Here is a 17,352-nt window from a genome sequence, read left to right as displayed (position 1 = left end):
GGGCGCTGCCCCTCAAACTCCCCGGAGTATTTATTGCAAAGATGAAGGGGCCAAGGTCGCTCGGAGTCCAACCATGGCGCGGATGTCAGCGGGGGTGGCCCCTTCAGCACGGAATTTTGAGATGGCGCGCGCGTCATCGCGTTTGGCCAGACGCTTTCCCGCCGCGTCGCGGATCAGGCGGTGGTGGTGATAGACCGGAGTTGGCAGGTCGAGAAGGTGCTGCAGAAGGACGTGGATTTGTGTGGCCTCAAACAGATCCTGCCCCCGCACCACGTGGGTGATACGCTGGGCGGCGTCGTCCAGCACGACAGACAAATGATAAGATGTACCCATGTCGCGACGCAGCAGCACCACGTCACCGACGGTGGTCAGAAGGTCCGTTCCCGGAATGTGAATGGCACCGTGCTCGCCATCGGATCCCGCTCCGGTTTCTGTGAAATGAAGCGGATTTTGTGCCACAGCGGCCAGCGCGCGGCTGATGTCGAGGCGCAGCGCGGAGTTTTTCGGGTAAGGCAGCGTTGTGTCAGGCGTTTGCGGCCTGCAGGTGCCGGGGTAAATCAGACCATCCGGACCATGAATGGGCGCGCCTTCCTGCGGTGCGGAGGCGGCGGTTTCGATATCACGGCGTGAGCATGTGCAGGGATAGAGCAACCCCCATGCCCAAAGTTGGTTCAGTGCGTCTGTATAGGCCTCACCGCGCTCTGACTGACGTAGCACGGGGCTGGGCCAATTCAGACCGAGCCAGTGGAGATCATCGTAGATTGCCGTTTCCCATTCCGGGCGGGAGCGAGATTGATCGATATCTTCGATCCGCAACAGGAATTGCCCGCCTCTGGCGGTTGCCATGTCATGGGCGAGGAACGCGGAATAGGCATGGCCAAGATGCAGGGGTCCGGTCGGGGATGGAGCAAATCTTGTGATGAAATTCACAATTTTTCAACAACATAGACGTTGCACTTGAGGTTGATGCCAGGCAAGTGGTCGCCATACTCTCTGAACAGTAGCCGGGCTGCACCGCAGTCGAGGTATTCATTCAGCCTGCCTTCGTTTGCAGGATCCTGAAGCGCGTGGTCATTGAAGGAGAACACGAGCAAGCCACCGGTTGCCAGCCCCGCCATCATCGTGTCGAAGGCTGAAATTGGGGCTGCTCCCGCGCCGATGACCCCGATGGCCGCAATCGCCGCATAATCGCCCGGCGTATTGGGCAGGGGCGCATCGGCCGCGATCTGTTCGAGGTTGCGGTAGAGCTTCTTAGTACGGGCCTGTTCCAGCATTTCGGCAGAGAGGTCGACGCCGTCAATGCTGCTGAAGCCTTGCAGCTTGAGCGCCAGTCCTGAAAGCCCGGTGCCGCAACCGAAATCGAGTATCGGCTGGTGCGGATCCTTGCTTTGGGCCCGCAGTGCGGCGGCGCAGCGGCCCGGCGTGGCATAGCCGTTTTTGCCGATTTCCGCCTCGTAGCTGGCGGCCCAGTCATCATAAAGCTTTCGGGTGCTGGCGGCATCGCGCGCGCCATAGGCCTTGTCGAGGAATCCGTTGGTCATATCGCAAGAGTAGGGGGCAAGTTCAGGCCGCGTCCAGTGCTGTTTGCCCCAGCCACGCGTGCCAATGCTCCTTGGCCCGGTCGGTGTAGGCCTTGTAGCGATCCTTGCGCCCCCGACGACCGCCCTTCATCCCCTCGACCGGGGGGAACAGGCCGAAATTCACGTTCATCGGCTGAAACGTCTTGGCATCGGCACCCCCGGTGATATGGGTGATCAAGGCGCCCGTGGCGGTCATTGGCGACGGTGGGGCGATGCTTTGACCCAGCAACTCGGCCGCGACCATGCGTCCTGCAAGCAGACCCATTGCTGCGCTTTCCACATAGCCTTCAACCCCGGTGATCTGTCCGGCAAAGCGGATATTCGGGCGCGATTTCAGGCGCATGCGGTCATCCAGCAGGCGGGGCGAATTCAGGAAGGTATTGCGATGAATGCCGCCAAGGCGGGCGAATATGGCATCTTCCAGACCGGGGATCATGCGCAGCACCTCGGTCTGTGCACCATATTTCATCTTGGTCTGGAAGCCGACGATATTGTAGAGCGTTCCGAGCGCGTTGTCGCGACGCAGTTGGACCACGGCGTGGGCCTTGATCTCGGGTTGATGCGGGTTGGTCAGGCCGACGGGCTTCATCGGGCCGTGGCGCGGGGTTTCACGACCGCGTTCAGCCATGACTTCGATCGGCAGACACCCGTCAAAATAGCCCGCAGTTTCACCGTCGTGAAACTCGGTCTTTTCCGCGGCGAGCAACGCGTCGATGAACGCTTCGTATTGCGCCTTGTCCATTGGACAGTTGAGATAGGCTGTGCGCTCTTGCTCGGTCTCGCCCTTGTCATAGCGCGACTGCATCCAGGCCTTGGACATGTCGATACTGTCGAAATAGACGATCGGGGCAATGGCGTCGAAGAACGCCAGTGCTTCGCGTCCTGTCTCTGCCTGAATGGCGGCACCCAGCCCGGCAGATGTCAGCGGGCCGGTTGCAACGATCCAGCTTCCTGCCTCGGGCAGGGTGGTGATTTCCTCATAGGACACCGTGACACGCGGGTGCGCCATGAGCCGGGCGGTTACGGATTGTGCAAAGATGTCGCGATCCACGGCGAGCGCACCACCGGCGGGCAGGCGATGGGCATCGGCGGCCGACATGATCAAACCGCCAGCGGCGCGCATTTCCCAATGCAGTAGTCCGACCGCATTCTGTTCGGAATCGTCCGAACGGAACGAGTTGGAGCACACCATCTCGGCCAAATTGCCGGTCTTGTGGGCAAAGGTCCCGACCTTGGGCCGCATCTCGTGAATGATCACGTCCACGCCCATTTGTGCCGCCTGCCAGGCCGCCTCGGAGCCGGCCATGCCACCGCCGACGATATGTAGAACTGCTGTCATGACAGGCCATGTAGGGCAGGTGCCCGCACAGCGCAACTGGTACGTGGGAAATGCCGGCAGGGCCGGGAAACGGCGACGGTCGCCGCTGAAAACCATCGAACTGGTGAGAGAACCAGTCTGGAGGGACTTTCATTCAGCGGCGACCGATTTTCGCAAGGGCCTAACCCTTAGATAAAATTTGACACAGTCCCGGCCCTTTTGAAAGCCCTGGGTTAACGAAAGGTAAACGGCATGAACTACGGCTATAATTTTGCGGGTCTACTGATCCCAATCGGGCATCCGCTTGTCGATGAAAGCCGCGATTCCCTCCTCGGTGTCGCGAATCATCATGTTCTGCACCATCACGTCACCACAATAGGCATAGGCTTGCTCCAGAGGCTGCTCAAGCTGCTCATAGAACGCGTGTTTGCCGATCTTGACCGCTGCGCCAAGTTTGGTCGCCAACGTGTTGGCAAGATCGGCCGTTTCGCTGGCCAGCCGGTCGGCAGGCACCGATCGGTTGATCAGGCCGAGGGTCTCGGCACGCGGGGCGTCGATGAATTGGCCAGTGGTCAGCATCTCAAAAGCCTGTTTTCGCGGAATATTTCGTGACAATGCCACCATCGGTGTCGAGCAGAACAGGCCGATATTGACCCCATTGACACCAAAACGCGTGTCTTCTGCCGCAACCGCCAGATCGCAGGAGGCCACCAATTGGCATCCCGCAGCGGTCGCGATCCCGTGCGCTTGCGCGATCACCGGCTGGGGCAGGGACCGGATACTCAGCATCATCGCGGCGCAGCGGTTGAACAGGTCGCCGAAATAGGCACGCCCGCCGTCCTCGCTCTGGCGTCCGGCGGTCATCTGCTTGAGATCGTGGCCTGCGCAAAACGCCTTGCCCGCGCCCGAGATCACCACCGCCCGAACGCTATTGTCTTCTCTCAGCACGTCAAATTCGGCCTGGAAGGCGGCGATCATCTCATCAGACAGCGCGTTGAGGCGCTCGGGCGCGTTCATCTTCAGGTGCGCCACGGCCCCGGTGTCGCTACGTTCCAATATTGTCATCTTGCCCTCACTCATATTTGCGGTGACGTTATGCGCCAAACGCATCGGAGGAAAGCATGCAGCCCAAATTCACGCCATCCGAGATGATGGAATTCCTCAACGAGGTATTTCCGCAGGTCAGAGGCGATTATGCCATTGATCATTTGGACGGTGAAACCGTGACCATGCGGCTTTTTACGGCTGATCATCATTTGCGCCCCGGTGGCACTGTGTCTGGCCCGTCGATGTTCGCACTTGCGGATATCACCGCTTATGTGGCGACCATGGCGCCGATCGGGAAAGAGGCGCTGGCGGTGACCACCAACATTTCGATGGATTTCATGCGCAAGCCCGAAGCCGGACGTGATCTGATTGCGAAAGGCACCCTTCTCAAGCTGGGGCGGGCGCTCGCTGTCACTGATGTACTGATCTATTCCGAAGGGACGGACAAACCCGTTGCGCGGGCGAGCCTGACCTATTCGATCCCGCCGTCGCGCTAGCCCGAGGTCAGAGTGGCTCGGGCGCGCCGAAAAAGTCGATGATCTGTGCCAGCTTGCCCTCTGCGTCCGGGGTTCCGAAATCGATCCCGGTGATGGCGACCTTTCCCTCTGCCGTGACCATTTGCCAAGTGAAGTAAACATGATCATTGTGTGTCAGCAGTTTGCTGGTCAGTTCAATCCGTGCGCCATCCGAACCCGCCTGAAATCCTGCGATCAGTGCGTCCAATTCCTGTCATCCGTTCGTCGTGTTCTGCGGACCTTGTATGTTCCGCTTTCCGCCCACGCCCGGGCCAGAAGCGTTGCGCGCCTGTCCGGATCGGTTTCGAGCCACGCGACGCCATAGGTGGCACCGGTTTCCTCGATGGTTTGGGTCATGCGACTGTCCTGTGACAATGCAACGCTGCGATCATACCGGCGCTGCCGCACATAAAGAAGGGTCTTATTGCAGGTTGTGGTTGGGGTAAAATGATACCCAATTTATAAGGTGTTGAAAAAGCGGAATAAAGTGATGATGGTGGCTCTTGACTGTGGTCTGGTCTGGACGTAAACCCCGTCCATCGAATTCAGGTGGGTGCGCGTTGCGCCCGCTTTTCACGTCAAACAGGAAACCCCTGCCATGAAAACCTTTTCTGCCACACCAGCAGATATCGACAAGAAATGGATCCTGATCGACGCCGAAGGCGTTGTTCTGGGTCGTCTTGCGTCGATTGTTGCCACGCGTCTGCGCGGCAAGCACAAAGCGTCCTTCACTCCGCATATGGATATGGGCGACAATGTCATCATCATCAACGCCGAAAAAGTGCAGATGACCGGCAAGAAGCGCGACGAGAACTTCTATTGGCACACCGGCCACCCCGGCGGGATCAAGAGCCGCACCAAGCAGCAGATCCTCGAAGGTGCCCACCCTGAGCGCGTTGTCACGCAGGCCGTCAAGCGGATGCTGCCCGGCAACCGTCTGAGCCGCCAGGTCATGACCAACCTGCGCGTCTATGCAGGCACCGATCACCCCCACGAGGCGCAAAGCCCCGAAGTTCTGGATGTCAAATCCATGAACAAGAAAAACACCCGGAGCTGATGAGTCATGTCTGAAGAAATCAACACACTCGAAGACCTGAACCAGGTCGCCGGTCTCGAAACGGCTCCGGCCGTGGAAACCATTGCGCGCGAGCCCGTTCGCGACAATCTGGGTCGGTCCTATGCCACCGGCAAGCGGAAAGACGCGGTTGCCCGTGTCTGGATCAAGCCGGGTTCCGGCAAGGTCACCGTCAATGGCAAGGAACTGAAGACCTATTTCGCACGCCCGGTGCTGCAGATGATCTTGCGCCAACCCTTCACGATTGCCGGCGTCGAAGATCAGTTCGACGTCAGTGCAACCGTCAAGGGCGGCGGCCTCTCCGGTCAGGCCGGTGCGGTCAAGCACGGCATTTCCAAGGCGCTGCAGCTTTATGATCCCAGCTTGCGTGGCGCCCTGAAAGCGGCCGGCTTCCTTACACGTGACAGCCGCGTCGTGGAACGCAAGAAATACGGCAAGGCCAAGGCACGCAAGAGCTTCCAGTTCTCCAAGCGCTAGACGCATATCGCATTCAGACTCGAAAGGTCGCGCAAATTGCGCGGCCTTTTTTTGTATCGAAGCAAGAGAGACGGCACGGCCAGAGAGCGATTTCTCTGAAATGCCTGAATGTGGCACGATATCAGCCATGCCGCGGGAACATTTGCGAAGTACAGACGGAGATTGCCTGTCTCAATCGCATTTCAAATTCATGGCGGGTTCAAGACTGTCAACCGCATCCTGATTACACTCTACGAATTTGTGCGGGACCTTTCAGGCGCGAGCGCGAAACGGCGATAGAGTAGGGGTTTGCGCCTGCGATAGGGCCGCTGACGGTGTCATTCAACACAATGCGTCACGTTTTTTTGACACTGTCCCGATTTGTGTCAGCTTCGCCAAGCAATGCACGTAAAGGGACAAGGCGGCTCTAAATATGGTAGGACGCCCTTCATGGGTGCCGATATGTGGGAAATCTATCGATCGAAAAACCTGTGAATCATGAACAGATGTGAACATCTGGCCGGCAAAACCCAAAAAAGGCTTTACGAATCATGGGCACGTCCCGCATCCTGAGCCTGTTTTGAATGAGTGATTTTTTTGACCGGAGGCAGCGGTGCAAGTCGCATATGCCATCATTTTTTTTATATTCGTCGGGGTGTCAGAGACCCTTCGGCATGGCGTGTTCGGGCTAAACTCATCTGATACACCCATCACTATCTACGGCGCGCTTACTCTTTGCGCCCTGCTTCTTCTGCGAAGTGACTTAATAACGACTATGCACTGCCCCAAAGACCCCCTCTACGGAAGCGAACGGTTGAACTGGTCATGGCCCCGGACCGCATTGGGGGTGTTTCTTGGGCCGTTGCTCTGGATTGTGCCGGTCGCCTATGGCTTTGCCTTGATCCAGATCAATGTGAACCCGATTGTCGTCGATTCGCTCATTCAGACAATTTTTGCGCAGGTGCTTTTGGTTGTTGTTGCCGAGGGTTTGTTCTTTCGCGAGGTTGTGATCAAGGCATTTGGCCGCGATATTCTGCCAGTCTATGTCATCTCGATACTAGCCTTGTTCATTTTCTATGTGCCAGCCGGCGTGCCCGAGGCCCTGATCGTGGCAGGGTCAGGAATCTATTACCTGACGTTACGCCTGATAGGGACTAACATCTGGATCGTGGCCGCGCTGCATGGAGCAACTTTGATCCTGTTTGGCGAGGTCTTGTCGCTTGGACTGGCCCAGAGCCAGCTCTGGTCCTATTCGATCTATTTTTTCTCGGCATCGGCAGCCTTGTCGCTATTGGTTTTCATGCTCTTTGCCACGTCCTCAAGGGAGGCACGTTATGCCTGACGGCCAATTCCAGAACGAAACTCCGCAGGACGCGACGACGCAAATCAAACCGTCGCGATACACCATCCTGATCCCTCTGATGGGGGACCGGCATCTGGCGTACAACACGGTTTCGCAATCCTTCTCGATCTGGGATTCCGAGGACATGGCGCTGTGGAAAGACCTGGCCATCTCCGGCACCATGGCATTCTCGCCGGTCTATCGCAGCTTTGTGCAGGGCGGCTATGTGCTCAATGCGGATGCCGACGAATTGGAAGTTGTGCGCGCCAGCTATGACCGTGTGCGTCACAATGACGGACACATGATGCTGACCATTGCGCCGACACTGTCCTGCAATTTTGGCTGTCACTACTGTTTTCAGGGGCTCGACAAACCACTCACCAAGATGACTCCAAAGGTGCGGACGGCGACCAAGGCGTTTGTTCTGGATCGGTTGCAGGGCAAGAAGAGCTTTCACATGACCTGGTATGGCGGCGAGCCGTTGATGGATCAGGAAGCGATCTGGGACATTTCTGCCGAAGCGATCAGGCATTGTGACGAGAACGGCATCAAATACAGTTCGATGATGATCTCGAACGGCTACAAGATGACGGTGCCGGTGGCGGAAAAGCTGCAAAAAGCGCGGGTGACGCGGGTCCAGATCACCATTGACGGGGATGAAGCAGCACATGACAGCCGCCGTCACCTGACCAGCGGGCGCGGCACGTTCCAGAAGATCATCGACAACATCAAGGCTGTCACTGCGCGCAAGCTGCTGAAGGTGTCTGTGCGGGTGAACATCGACGGTCAGAATGAAGGCGAGGCCCGCGCGGTTCTCGACGTGCTGAACCAGAACGGGCTGAGCCTCAAAACCGGGGTATCGGTTTATTTTGCACCGGTCGAAAGCGTTGCGGAAAATTCCAGTGGTTGCGACAGTTGCCTGTCCAAGACCGATTACGCGGACGTGGAAAACCGCCTTCAGGCGCTGGCGTTTGAAAAAGGGCTGATGGCGATGCCCAGGATGCCGCGGTTCCTTGGGATGTGCACGGCGGTCAAGCCCAACAGCTATGTGATCGTCCCGAATGGTGACCTGCATAAATGCTGGGACACAGTGATGGACTCGAATTTGCGCGTCGGCAGTGTCATGGGGAATACCCGCAAGAAAGACGCCGGGACCGAGGCGATGTGGAACAACTGGTCCCCGTTTGAAAACGAAGTTTGCGGAAGCTGCAAGTTGCTGCCCTCCTGCGGCGGCGCCTGCGCGTTCAAGTTTGTACACAATGACTATGCGTCGGGGGAGGCAGGCAAGCTGCCTTGCCCGAGTTTGAAATTCAATATGGCCGAGCAACTGTTTCTTCGCGCGAAAGCGCGGGGGTTCGTCACAGATGACGACTGGCATCAGAAAAACAGTCCAACGGTCACCGATGATGGATTGCTGACGGGCAACCGGCACACGCTGGATTCCGTGGGCGCTGTCCATCACGCGCTGAGGGCGAACGCCTGAGGCGCCACCAAAAGAGGCGCCGGACCAATTTTCGGTCTGGCGAATGGGGAGCGGCCCTTGGGTTGTCTCATTTTTTGAACTTGGAGATCTAGACTATGACACTTTTCGCAATCCTGCGTTCTACGACGGCCGTCACTGATGCCGAGGCTGAAGACATCAACGAACTGACATCCAAAGAAGCGTGCGCGATCACCGGCGGCATGCCGATCCCGGATCCGGAGCAATCCGAGAATTCCGGTAACGAAGGTGACGAAGCGGACGAGGGGAACGAAGACGACGAAGGCGACGAAAACGACGAGGGCAACGAAGACGACGAGGCCGACGAGGGGAACGAAGACGACGAAGGCGATGAAAACGACGAAAACGACGAAGGCGATGAAAACGACGAATTCAACGAAGGCAACGAAGACGACGAGGCCGACGAAAACGACGAAGGCGACGAAGGCGACGAAAACAACGAAAACGACGAAAACGACGAAGGCAACGAAAACGACGAAAACGACGAGGGTGACGAAAACGACGAAAACAACGAGGGCGACGAAGACGACGAAGGCAACGAAGGTAATGAAAACGAAGCCACAACCGTGTTCGACCAGTTTGCTGACGACGAAGGCGACGAAGGCAACGAAGGCACCGAAGGCGACGAAGAAACCGTAGTGTTCGACGAAGACGACGAAGGCAACGAAGACGACGAGGGCAACGAAGGCAACGAAGGCGACGAGGCCGACGAGAACAACGAAGGCAACGAAGACAACGAAGGCAACGAAAGCAACGAAAACGACGAAGGTGACGAAGGCGACGAAGACAACGAAGGCAACGAAAGCCTCTTCGACTTCGAGGATGAAGGCGACGAAGACGACGAGGGCGACGAAGGCAACGAAGGCGGCGAAGGCGACGAAGGCGACGAAAACGACGAGGGCTTTGAGAGCGACGAGAACAACGAAAACAACGAAGGTGACGAAGGCGACGAGAACGACGAAAACAACGACGGCGACGAAGGCAACGAAAACAACGAAGGCAACGAAGGCAACGAAAACGCCGAAGGTGATGAAGGCGACGAAGACAACGAGAACGACGAAGGCAACGAAAATATCGGAGTCTTCCAGGAAAACGACGAGGATGACGAGGGCAACGAGGAAGACGAAGGCGACGAAAACGACGAAGGCGACGAAAACAACGAGAACGACGAAGGCGACGAAAACGACGAGAACAACGAAAACGACGAAAATGACGAGAATGATGAAAACGACGAAGGCAACGAGGGGAACGAAACCCTTGTAGTCGACGACCTCGTTGGCAACGGCTTTGAGGGTGACGAGGGCGACGAAGGCAACGAAGGCAACGAAGATAACGAAAGCAACGAAGGCAACGAAAACGACGAAGGCAACGAAGGCGACGAAGACAACGAAGGCAATGAGAGCCTGTTGGATTTCGAGGATGAAGGTAACGAAGACGACGAGGGCGATGAAGGCAATGAAGGCGGCGAAGGCGACGAAGGCAACGAAAACAACGAGAACATCGAAAACGACGAAGGCGACGAAGGCGACGAGGGCAATGAATTCAACGAGGTGCTCGTAGATCCGGATGTCTACAACAACGAAAACGAAGGCAACGAAGGCAACGAAGACGGAACCGGCGGCCTTCAGGAAGGCAACGAAAACGACGAAGGCGACGAAGGCGACGAAAACGACGAAGCCAACGAGAACAATGAAGAAGACGAAGGCGACGAAAACGACGAAGGCAACGAAAACAACGAAGGCAATGAAGGCGACGAAGGCGTGTTCACCGGCAATGAAGGGGACGAATCCGACGAGGGCAACGAAGGCAACGAGGGCGACGAAGACAACCAGGGCGACGAAGACGACGAAGGCAACGAGCCTGCGATCCCTGGCCTGAATGACGAAGGCGACGAAGGCAACGAAGGCAACGAGGATATCGGGCCCCTGCAAGAGGGTAACGAATCCGACGAGGGTGATGAAGGCAACGAGAATTTCGGTGGCCTTCAGGAAGGCAACGAGAACGACGAGGGCGATGAAGGCGACGAGTTCGACGAGTTCGACGAGAACAACGAGGACAATGAGAACAACGAAGGCGACGAGAACAACGAAGGTGATGAAGGCAACGAAGACGACGAAAACGACGAAGGTAACGAGGACGACGAAGGCAACGAAGATGACGAACAGGATGAAGGCGACGAAGGCGACGAAGCCGACGAGAACAACGAAGGCGACGAAGGTAACGAGGATGCGACGCCGAATGATGAAGGCGACGAAGGCAACGAAAACGTCATGGACGACGAAGGCAACGAAGGCAACGAAGGCAACGAAGGTGACGAGGGCATCGGTGCCGGCCAGGATGAAGGCAACGAAGGCAACGAAGGCAACGAAGGCGACGAAGGCAACGAATCCGGTGCCGATGAAGGCAACGAAGGCAACGAAGGCAACGAAGGCGACGAAGGTGACGAGTCCGGTGCCGACGAGGGCAACGAGGGCAACGAAGGCAACGAAGGCGATGAAGGCAACGAGACAGGTGCCGATGAAGGCAACGAGGGCGATGAAGACGGCAACCCCGATGATGAAGGCGACGAAGGCAACGAAGGCAACGAAGGGGACGAGGGCGATGAGACTGGCGCCGACGAAGGCAATGAAGGCGACGAAGGCAACGAAGGCGACGAAGGTGACGAGCCTGGCGCAGACGAAGGCAACGAAGGCAATGAAGGCAACGAGGGCGACGAAGGGGATGAGTCCGGTGCCGATGAAGGCAACGAAGGCAACGAAGGCAACGAAAATGACGAAGGCAACGAGTCCGGTGCTGACGAAGGCAACGAAGGAGACGAGTTCACGCCGAACGATGAAGGCGACGAGGGCGACGAAGGTGTGCCTGCTGCAGCCGGGTTCGCATGTGGTGCCGATGGAGGCAGCGACGAAACCGATGCCTGCGGAACGGATGCCTGTGCGGTTGATGCCGGTGGCGCGTCGGGAGGTGATGATGCAGATGACCTCTTTGGTGCCGACCTTGCCGGTGGTCTGGATGACCTCGACGCAGGTGTCTGAGAGACCGTTTAGCTAACGGGGCGCAGGGCGGTGTTCTTTGCAAAGACATCCATCGCCCTGCGTCACCAGACGCAGACGCTCTCATGCCCCTCGGATCTGTTCCCTGCGAGCAGTTCCGCTCTGGTCGGACCCGCCTGAACGGCGACCCCGGCCCACGATGCAGGACCGGCAATGGCCCTGCATTTTTCGTTCCAGCCCTGGAGTTCCGGGTATTGGGACGCATGATTTTTTTGGCAACGCAACGCATGCAAAGACGAAGGCACGGTTATGCAGTTCATCGATCAAGCATCAGGTTTCGCGGTAAAATCCATGTCGCTGAACACGGCGATCGTGGCCGGACGGGCCACTTTGCAAATGGAACCGGATGGAGCCCGGATTGCGGCCTGCTTTCGCCCGACTTTGGAAGCCGCCAACAGCTTTGACCGAGAGATCAACGAGAGGCTGAAGTTCAACGCATTGACGACTCCGGAAAAGCTTGACCTGATGATTGCAGAGTTGCTTCCTCGTTTCTTTTATGCAGACAATTTCGCAAAGACGGGCCGCGACATCTGGCATGTGGCGTTCCTGGTGGATGGGCGGCATCGGCGCTCGCTGCTGATCGATGCAGATGGCGTGCGCGCCGTGGATGATCCGACCATTCCTCCGGCCGTCGAGATCGAAACCGACATCATGACGCTGATGGCAATTCTGCGCTCGGTGATTGCCGAGTATCACACCAAGAAGCTCGATCCGGAGGCGTTGTGATGGCTCAGTCCGCACCCAGTGCATGTGCTGCGATTGAGGTGATTGGCAGGCCCGCGTCTTGTCAACGCATTAGGATGAGGTGTTAAGCCCATGAAACTCTTTTCTGTTTCCGTCGGACTTCTGTTGGCCGCCCTGGGCGTTTTTTATGTCCCGGTCTCATTCTCGGTCGACGGGTTTGGTCTGGTCGTAAACCCGGGCGGCGTGCGGACCATTCGGGCAACTGAACCGGGCGTAGTGGTGCATTACCCATCGCAGGATGGGCGCTTCCTGCCGGGCCAGATCGTGACGGCCGTTGTTGATCGGACGGCGGTGGCGAATAACGGGTTGCTGGAAGGAACCATGCGCCGCGAACTTGCCAAGATCGAGAGCGATCATCTGGAGCGGGTCTCCAAACTTCAGGTCGAATTGGGACGTGATCGCGCAAAACTGGCCGCGACGACGGAACGTCTGGCGGCCCGCACCGACCTCAAGGACAACACCGCGGCAGTCCTCGCAGCCTTGCAATCCTTCAATGCAGACAACGTATCCGACATCGATGAGCTGAACGAAGCGCGCCTGGAGCAGATCGCCCGCCTTGAGGACCTTGTCAAACGCTCGGGCGAGGTGTCCGCGTTGCCTGCGCAGAAGCTGGCGTCGATGATGGACGATATTCAGGGTGATCGCCTGGCCGTGATTACGAGCAAAGGCACCAAGTTCTCATCAGACAAGATGGTTCTGGACATGGTCAAGACCTTGAATGATTTGAGATATGACAACTCCATCGACGCTGCAGAAGTCGAAATTCTGACCGAGCGGCTCGACAATCTGAAGATGCAGATGAAGGAGCTGGAAACGTTGCGCCAGACGACCCGCTCGGAGGCCGCTGCACGCTATCTCGCAAAGGCCGTCGTGCCGCAGGTGGCGATTTCCGATGGGATATCGCTCGATATGCGCACACTCCAGGGAAGCCGCGCGGATGTGGACAAGAGCGATGCCTTGCGCCTGCTCGCCACCGGCAAGGAAGTCTCTGGCCTGTTCATGCTGATTTATGGCACGCCCGAAACCGGATCGATTCAGCTGCGCTATGATGGCCGCGAGATCATCTTGCCGCTTCCGGCAGATCAGACCCGGTTCAAGGACGTCCTGACTGATGCAGGGCTTGCGATCCGCGATGTGCGCATTGACCGGCAGACCGCCGGGTCTTTTGAGCTTATCTCGGTGTTTGCCGAGTTTGCTGAACCACTAAAGGCGCGTCTGACGGTGTCGTCGACCATGGCCCGCACCGAGAATGATCTGCCCGTGCTGGTGACGACAATCATCAACCTGCCCAAGGCGGCCGATCCTGCGGCTGACGGGGCCGAAGCGCATGAGATCGTTGGGTTCCTCGAAAACCGACATGCGGTTGTGTTGCGCCCGGGTCAGGCCGTGCGTGGCTCGATCAGCGATACGCGGACAGGGTCGGACATCCTGTTTGATGCAATTCTGCTCGATCGGGATTTCTCGACCGTTGACACCAAGGAGCTTGGGATCCGGCTTGGGAATGCCTCGCTTGCGACCAAGATCATCAAACGCGGTGTGCTCTCGCAGGTCGTTGTCGGTGTCAGCGAAAGCTCGGCCCAGCAGATCGACCATCTGCCCGGCGCGGTGGTGCATCTCAGCTTCCCGCTGGCGCGGCAATCCCTCTTCAGTTTCCTGTTGGCCCGAAATGCTGCAATCTAGCCTCTTCTGGATCGCCTCTGTCTGGACCCTCCTGACCAGACGCCGCGCCTTTGTCCTGCAGACCGGACGCACCGATTGCGGCGTGGCCAGCGCACTCACGCTGCTGAATCTGTTTCGGCGTCCGGCGAATGCGGTACAGGCTGTCGAAGACATGGATTCCGACCGCACCGGTACCAGCCTGGAAGCCCTGCGCCTTTACTTTCAGGATCGTCACGGCTTTGTCGCCAAAGCGCTGAAGGTGCCCGCAACAAGCCTTCGCAAGATCAAGGGCAAGGCGATCCTGCATATGCGTCAGCAGCATTATGTGGTGCTGCTTCGGGCAAGCGCAGAGGGCGTTCTGGTCTTTGATCCGGCAATGGGTCCGGTGTATTACCCGACGGCCGATTTCGCGAGCCTCTATTCCGGCAGCCTTCTTGAAGTTCAAAAACCGTCGGATGCCCGGACTCTTCCGGCACGACAGGAGCATTCGAAGCCGGTTGGTGCGGCAAGGCGGCGGAGCGTCGAACCCGTGGCCCTGTTCATCGTCGGCTTTGCGACCCGGTTGCTGGAGTGTGCGATCCTGCTTTGCCTGGTCGCGGTGCTCTATCTCGTGTTGAACCAGGCCAGTTTCCCGTCACTGTTGATGGCCTTTGGGCTGATCGGCGTCTGCGGTGTATTGCTGCTGGTGGCGCATCAGGTCAAATTCGAGGGCGAGGATGGATGGATCCGTCGCAATCAGAACCGCCTGTGGAGCGGCGTTCTGCGCACGGCGGTGCGGGGCAGGGATCTCAGCGGCTTTCGGGGCCGCCCCGAACACGAAGTGTCAGGCGCGTTGCGGCGTGGCCTCAGCGTCGCAATACCGCAACGGTCCCAGGTTCCGGCAGCCCTTGGTTCCTTTGTCGCCGTGCCGGCACTGCTTTGTTTTCTCAGCCCGTATGTCGCCGTTGCGCACCTCGTGCTGTTCGGCATCCTGCTCGTCGTCGTTCAGCTCGATGACGTCAATGTCTGCCGCCGTTCGGTGCGCAAGGGTATTGGCCGCTACAGCAAGCTGGGTCTGGGTGTCGACATGCTCAACTCCTTGTCGGCCCCCGATCTCTTTGGCGAGATTGCGAAATGGATGGTGATCGGTGTCGCCGGGTTGGCCGTTCTTGTCGGGGCCCTGCCACCGGTGGCGTTGATGTTCTGGATCCTCGCCGCGATGCAGATCGTGCCACTCGATTTCCGGCGGGTGATGACCATCGCGCCGGGTCTCGCCGCGCGCAAACCGGTGTCCGAACTCACCGCCAGCGAGGTCCCGCTGCGCCGTCAGCGAGTGATGGGACCGGTTGATCTCAAGGTGAAACATGCCTCCGGCCTGACCCGGATCGAAGGCATTACGCCCCTGACACGCGGCCTGCAACAGCCGGATCTTACCGTGCGCGAACAACGTTTGATCATGGCCGATGTCGTTCGTCAGGCGCTTGAAAACCTGCCTGCGGACGAACGCCCCGACCATATCGGTGTGGTGCGCATCTTTGGCCCGGGACAAGACGCAACGCTGGCCGATTTCGAACATCTGATGATCGCGCGGGAGTCCCGTCCCGGCACCATGCTTCCTGTGCCCAAGGATACCCGCGCAATTCTCGACAAGGGGCTCGAAGATACCTTGTTGCGTGACCTGCACAGCTGTGCCCCCGGTGATTTTCCGGTGTTCTGGGATTTCCGGGAACGGCTTGTGCTCAAGGATTTGCAAGCCCGGCTGAAGGATTCCGGGGTGCACTGTGCCGGACATCTGACAATGCGGAAACTGACACTGGTGGAGGCGGCCTGAGACATGAGCATGAGCTATCCGATCCTTGGTGATATCTGGCCTTACCGTGAAGCGACGGTTCCGCCCGAACTGGCGCCACTGCCTATGGACGTGTTTTTTTCCGATCCCAAGGGCAGCAGCATCACTGCAGCGCAATGGTCTGTGACCGATGATCCCGACGAAGCACCGCGCGCCGGCTATGCGCTCCGTTTTCTGCAACGGGATGGCCAGGGAGAGCTGGCGCGCTGGCACCCGGCGTCCGGCGAATGGCGGACAGTGCGGCGTTTTCCGGTTCCGGTTCGCGACACCGCCTGCGCCATCATCGAATTGCGCGGCGTGGTCCTGGGTAACATCTCTGACGTTCCGAGCCTGACAAAGCGGCTGAACGCGCTGTTGCAGAGCGAACAGCGCGAGATGAAGGCCTATAGGCTGATCTCGAAGGTTCTGTCCGTCATGTCGATCATCGTGCTGTTCTATGCGGTGCGGCGCGGCGTGGAGATTCGCGCGATCGAACCGTTTGCCCTGATCTTTGCGCTGGCTGCGGGAATCGGGCTGATTGCCGTGGGGCTGCGCGCCCGCTGCAAGACACTCAGCGAAGAGGGGTTGATCCGGGTTCGCGAACAGTTTCAATTCGAGTATCGCGCGGCGCAACACGCGCCTCTGACGGTTAACAACCTGACCTCGATCCTGCGCGAGAACGATCGCAAGCGCGAGGAAGAGGCTGTCATTTTCGGCTTTCTGCTCTTGCTGTGTTTCGTCTATTTCATCTCGCCTCTGGTCGTGATCGGGGTGATCGTGGCGTTGATCATCGTGACATTGACCATCGGGGATCGTGGCATCCTGCGGGCACTTGGCATGGCCTATGACCGTGCAGAGACCCGGCTCGAAAAGACTTTCCTGTCGTTTCGGGCGTCCAACGATCACCTTGCGCCCGTTGCGCTCAGGACCGCCAAGAAGGAGGTCCTGCGTGACAGGTTGCGTCGCTATGGAGATATGCAGGGCAAAGTGCGTGAAACCCATGCACGGTTTCGTCTGACACAGGATCTGGGCATGGGTATCGCGTTTCTGATCATCTTTGCCTCATACGCCTTTCCGATTGCGGCCGGCTTTCAGAAAATGTCGATCACGCTGTCAGACTCCCTGGTCTCGACATCGCTGTTCTCTGTCGCGCCTGTGGTGGTTCTGCTCAGCATTGCCAAATCCACCGTCGCCTTGTCGCAGATCGCCAACAGACGGTTGATGGCATCGGCGAAGTAACAACACCCGCGATCAC

16 protein-coding genes are annotated in these 17,352 nt (G+C 58.3%); 10 read left to right on the top strand and 6 right to left on the bottom strand.

All coding sequences use genetic code 11. The features are described from left to right. Positions 1-30 precede the first annotated feature (30 nt). The 4 genes from gluQRS to QO231_RS05635 form a co-directional block, all read right to left on the bottom strand. The gene (gluQRS, locus tag QO231_RS05650) at positions 31-930 is read right to left on the bottom strand and encodes a tRNA glutamyl-Q(34) synthetase GluQRS (protein WP_316774147.1); all 900 of its coding nucleotides are present in this window, start codon (positions 928-930) and stop codon (positions 31-33) included. Beyond that, positions 927-1,541, bottom strand: coding sequence for a class I SAM-dependent DNA methyltransferase (locus tag QO231_RS05645; RefSeq protein WP_316774146.1), 615 nt, complete (start codon positions 1,539-1,541; stop codon positions 927-929). Before QO231_RS05645 ends, gluQRS begins: the two co-directional genes overlap by 4 nt. A gap of 22 nt (positions 1,542-1,563) precedes the next feature. After that, positions 1,564-2,919 carry a methylenetetrahydrofolate--tRNA-(uracil(54)-C(5))-methyltransferase (FADH(2)-oxidizing) TrmFO gene (gene trmFO, locus QO231_RS05640; RefSeq protein WP_394356574.1) on the bottom strand — a complete coding sequence of 452 codons (1,356 nt, stop codon included), beginning with the start codon at positions 2,917-2,919 and terminating at the stop codon, positions 1,564-1,566. A 258-nt stretch (positions 2,920-3,177) separates the two neighbouring features. Further along, complete coding sequence (locus tag QO231_RS05635) at positions 3,178-3,978, bottom strand: enoyl-CoA hydratase (RefSeq protein ID WP_316774142.1); 801 nt, start codon at positions 3,976-3,978, stop codon at positions 3,178-3,180. Positions 3,979-4,019: 41 nt separating this feature from the next. On the opposite strand from QO231_RS05635, the gene QO231_RS05630 reads away from it, so the two are divergent. Continuing rightward, complete coding sequence (locus tag QO231_RS05630) at positions 4,020-4,442, top strand: PaaI family thioesterase (RefSeq protein WP_316774140.1); 423 nt, start codon at positions 4,020-4,022, stop codon at positions 4,440-4,442. A 7-nt stretch (positions 4,443-4,449) separates the two neighbouring features. On the opposite strand, the gene QO231_RS05625 is transcribed toward QO231_RS05630, so the two are convergent. Then, positions 4,450-4,668 (bottom strand): hypothetical protein, encoded by a 219-nt coding sequence (locus QO231_RS05625; RefSeq protein WP_316774138.1) that lies wholly within the window; start codon positions 4,666-4,668, stop codon positions 4,450-4,452. Beyond that, complete coding sequence (locus tag QO231_RS05620; protein WP_316774137.1) at positions 4,656-4,817, bottom strand: hypothetical protein; 162 nt, start codon at positions 4,815-4,817, stop codon at positions 4,656-4,658. Before QO231_RS05620 ends, QO231_RS05625 begins: the two co-directional genes overlap by 13 nt. 241 nt (positions 4,818-5,058) lie before the next feature. On the opposite strand from QO231_RS05620, the gene rplM reads away from it, so the two are divergent. The 9 genes from rplM to QO231_RS05575 all read left to right on the top strand — a co-directional run bounded on the left by rplM (position 5,059) and on the right by QO231_RS05575 (position 17,336). Further along, the gene (rplM, locus tag QO231_RS05615; RefSeq protein ID WP_316774135.1) at positions 5,059-5,517 is read left to right on the top strand and encodes a 50S ribosomal protein L13; all 459 of its coding nucleotides are present in this window, start codon (positions 5,059-5,061) and stop codon (positions 5,515-5,517) included. A gap of 6 nt (positions 5,518-5,523) precedes the next feature. After that, positions 5,524-6,012 carry a 30S ribosomal protein S9 gene (gene rpsI, locus QO231_RS05610; protein ID WP_316774133.1) on the top strand — a complete coding sequence of 163 codons (489 nt, stop codon included), beginning with the start codon at positions 5,524-5,526 and terminating at the stop codon, positions 6,010-6,012. 793 nt (positions 6,013-6,805) lie between these two features. Then, on the top strand, positions 6,806-7,333 hold the full coding sequence (locus tag QO231_RS05605) for a type II CAAX prenyl endopeptidase Rce1 family protein (protein WP_316774130.1): 528 nt from the start codon (positions 6,806-6,808) through the stop codon (positions 7,331-7,333). Then, positions 7,326-8,816 (top strand): radical SAM/SPASM domain-containing protein, encoded by a 1,491-nt coding sequence (locus tag QO231_RS05600; protein WP_316774128.1) that lies wholly within the window; start codon positions 7,326-7,328, stop codon positions 8,814-8,816. The genes QO231_RS05605 and QO231_RS05600 overlap by 8 nt, the downstream gene beginning before the upstream one ends. 95 nt (positions 8,817-8,911) lie before the next feature. Next, positions 8,912-11,869, top strand: a complete 2,958-nt coding sequence (locus QO231_RS05595) for a hypothetical protein (RefSeq protein WP_316774126.1) — start codon at positions 8,912-8,914, stop codon at positions 11,867-11,869. Positions 11,870-12,178: 309 nt separating this feature from the next. After that, entirely contained in the window at positions 12,179-12,613 is a 435-nt protein-coding gene (locus QO231_RS05590) for a hypothetical protein (RefSeq protein WP_316774124.1), read from the top strand. Positions 12,614-12,703: 90 nt separating this feature from the next. Next, complete coding sequence (locus tag QO231_RS05585) at positions 12,704-14,311, top strand: hypothetical protein (RefSeq protein WP_316774122.1); 1,608 nt, start codon at positions 12,704-12,706, stop codon at positions 14,309-14,311. Continuing rightward, positions 14,298-16,100 (top strand): cysteine peptidase family C39 domain-containing protein, encoded by a 1,803-nt coding sequence (locus tag QO231_RS05580; RefSeq protein ID WP_316774119.1) that lies wholly within the window; start codon positions 14,298-14,300, stop codon positions 16,098-16,100. Before QO231_RS05585 ends, QO231_RS05580 begins: the two co-directional genes overlap by 14 nt. 3 nt (positions 16,101-16,103) lie before the next feature. Continuing rightward, positions 16,104-17,336 carry a hypothetical protein gene (locus QO231_RS05575; RefSeq protein WP_316774117.1) on the top strand — a complete coding sequence of 411 codons (1,233 nt, stop codon included), beginning with the start codon at positions 16,104-16,106 and terminating at the stop codon, positions 17,334-17,336. Positions 17,337-17,352 lie beyond the last annotated feature (16 nt).

This window comes from Sedimentitalea todarodis, assembly GCF_032595355.1.
GTDB classification, from domain to species: domain Bacteria; phylum Pseudomonadota; class Alphaproteobacteria; order Rhodobacterales; family Rhodobacteraceae; genus Sedimentitalea; species Sedimentitalea todarodis.
Note: the sequence above shows the minus strand (reverse complement) of the source record. Positions and strands in the feature narration are given on the sequence as shown.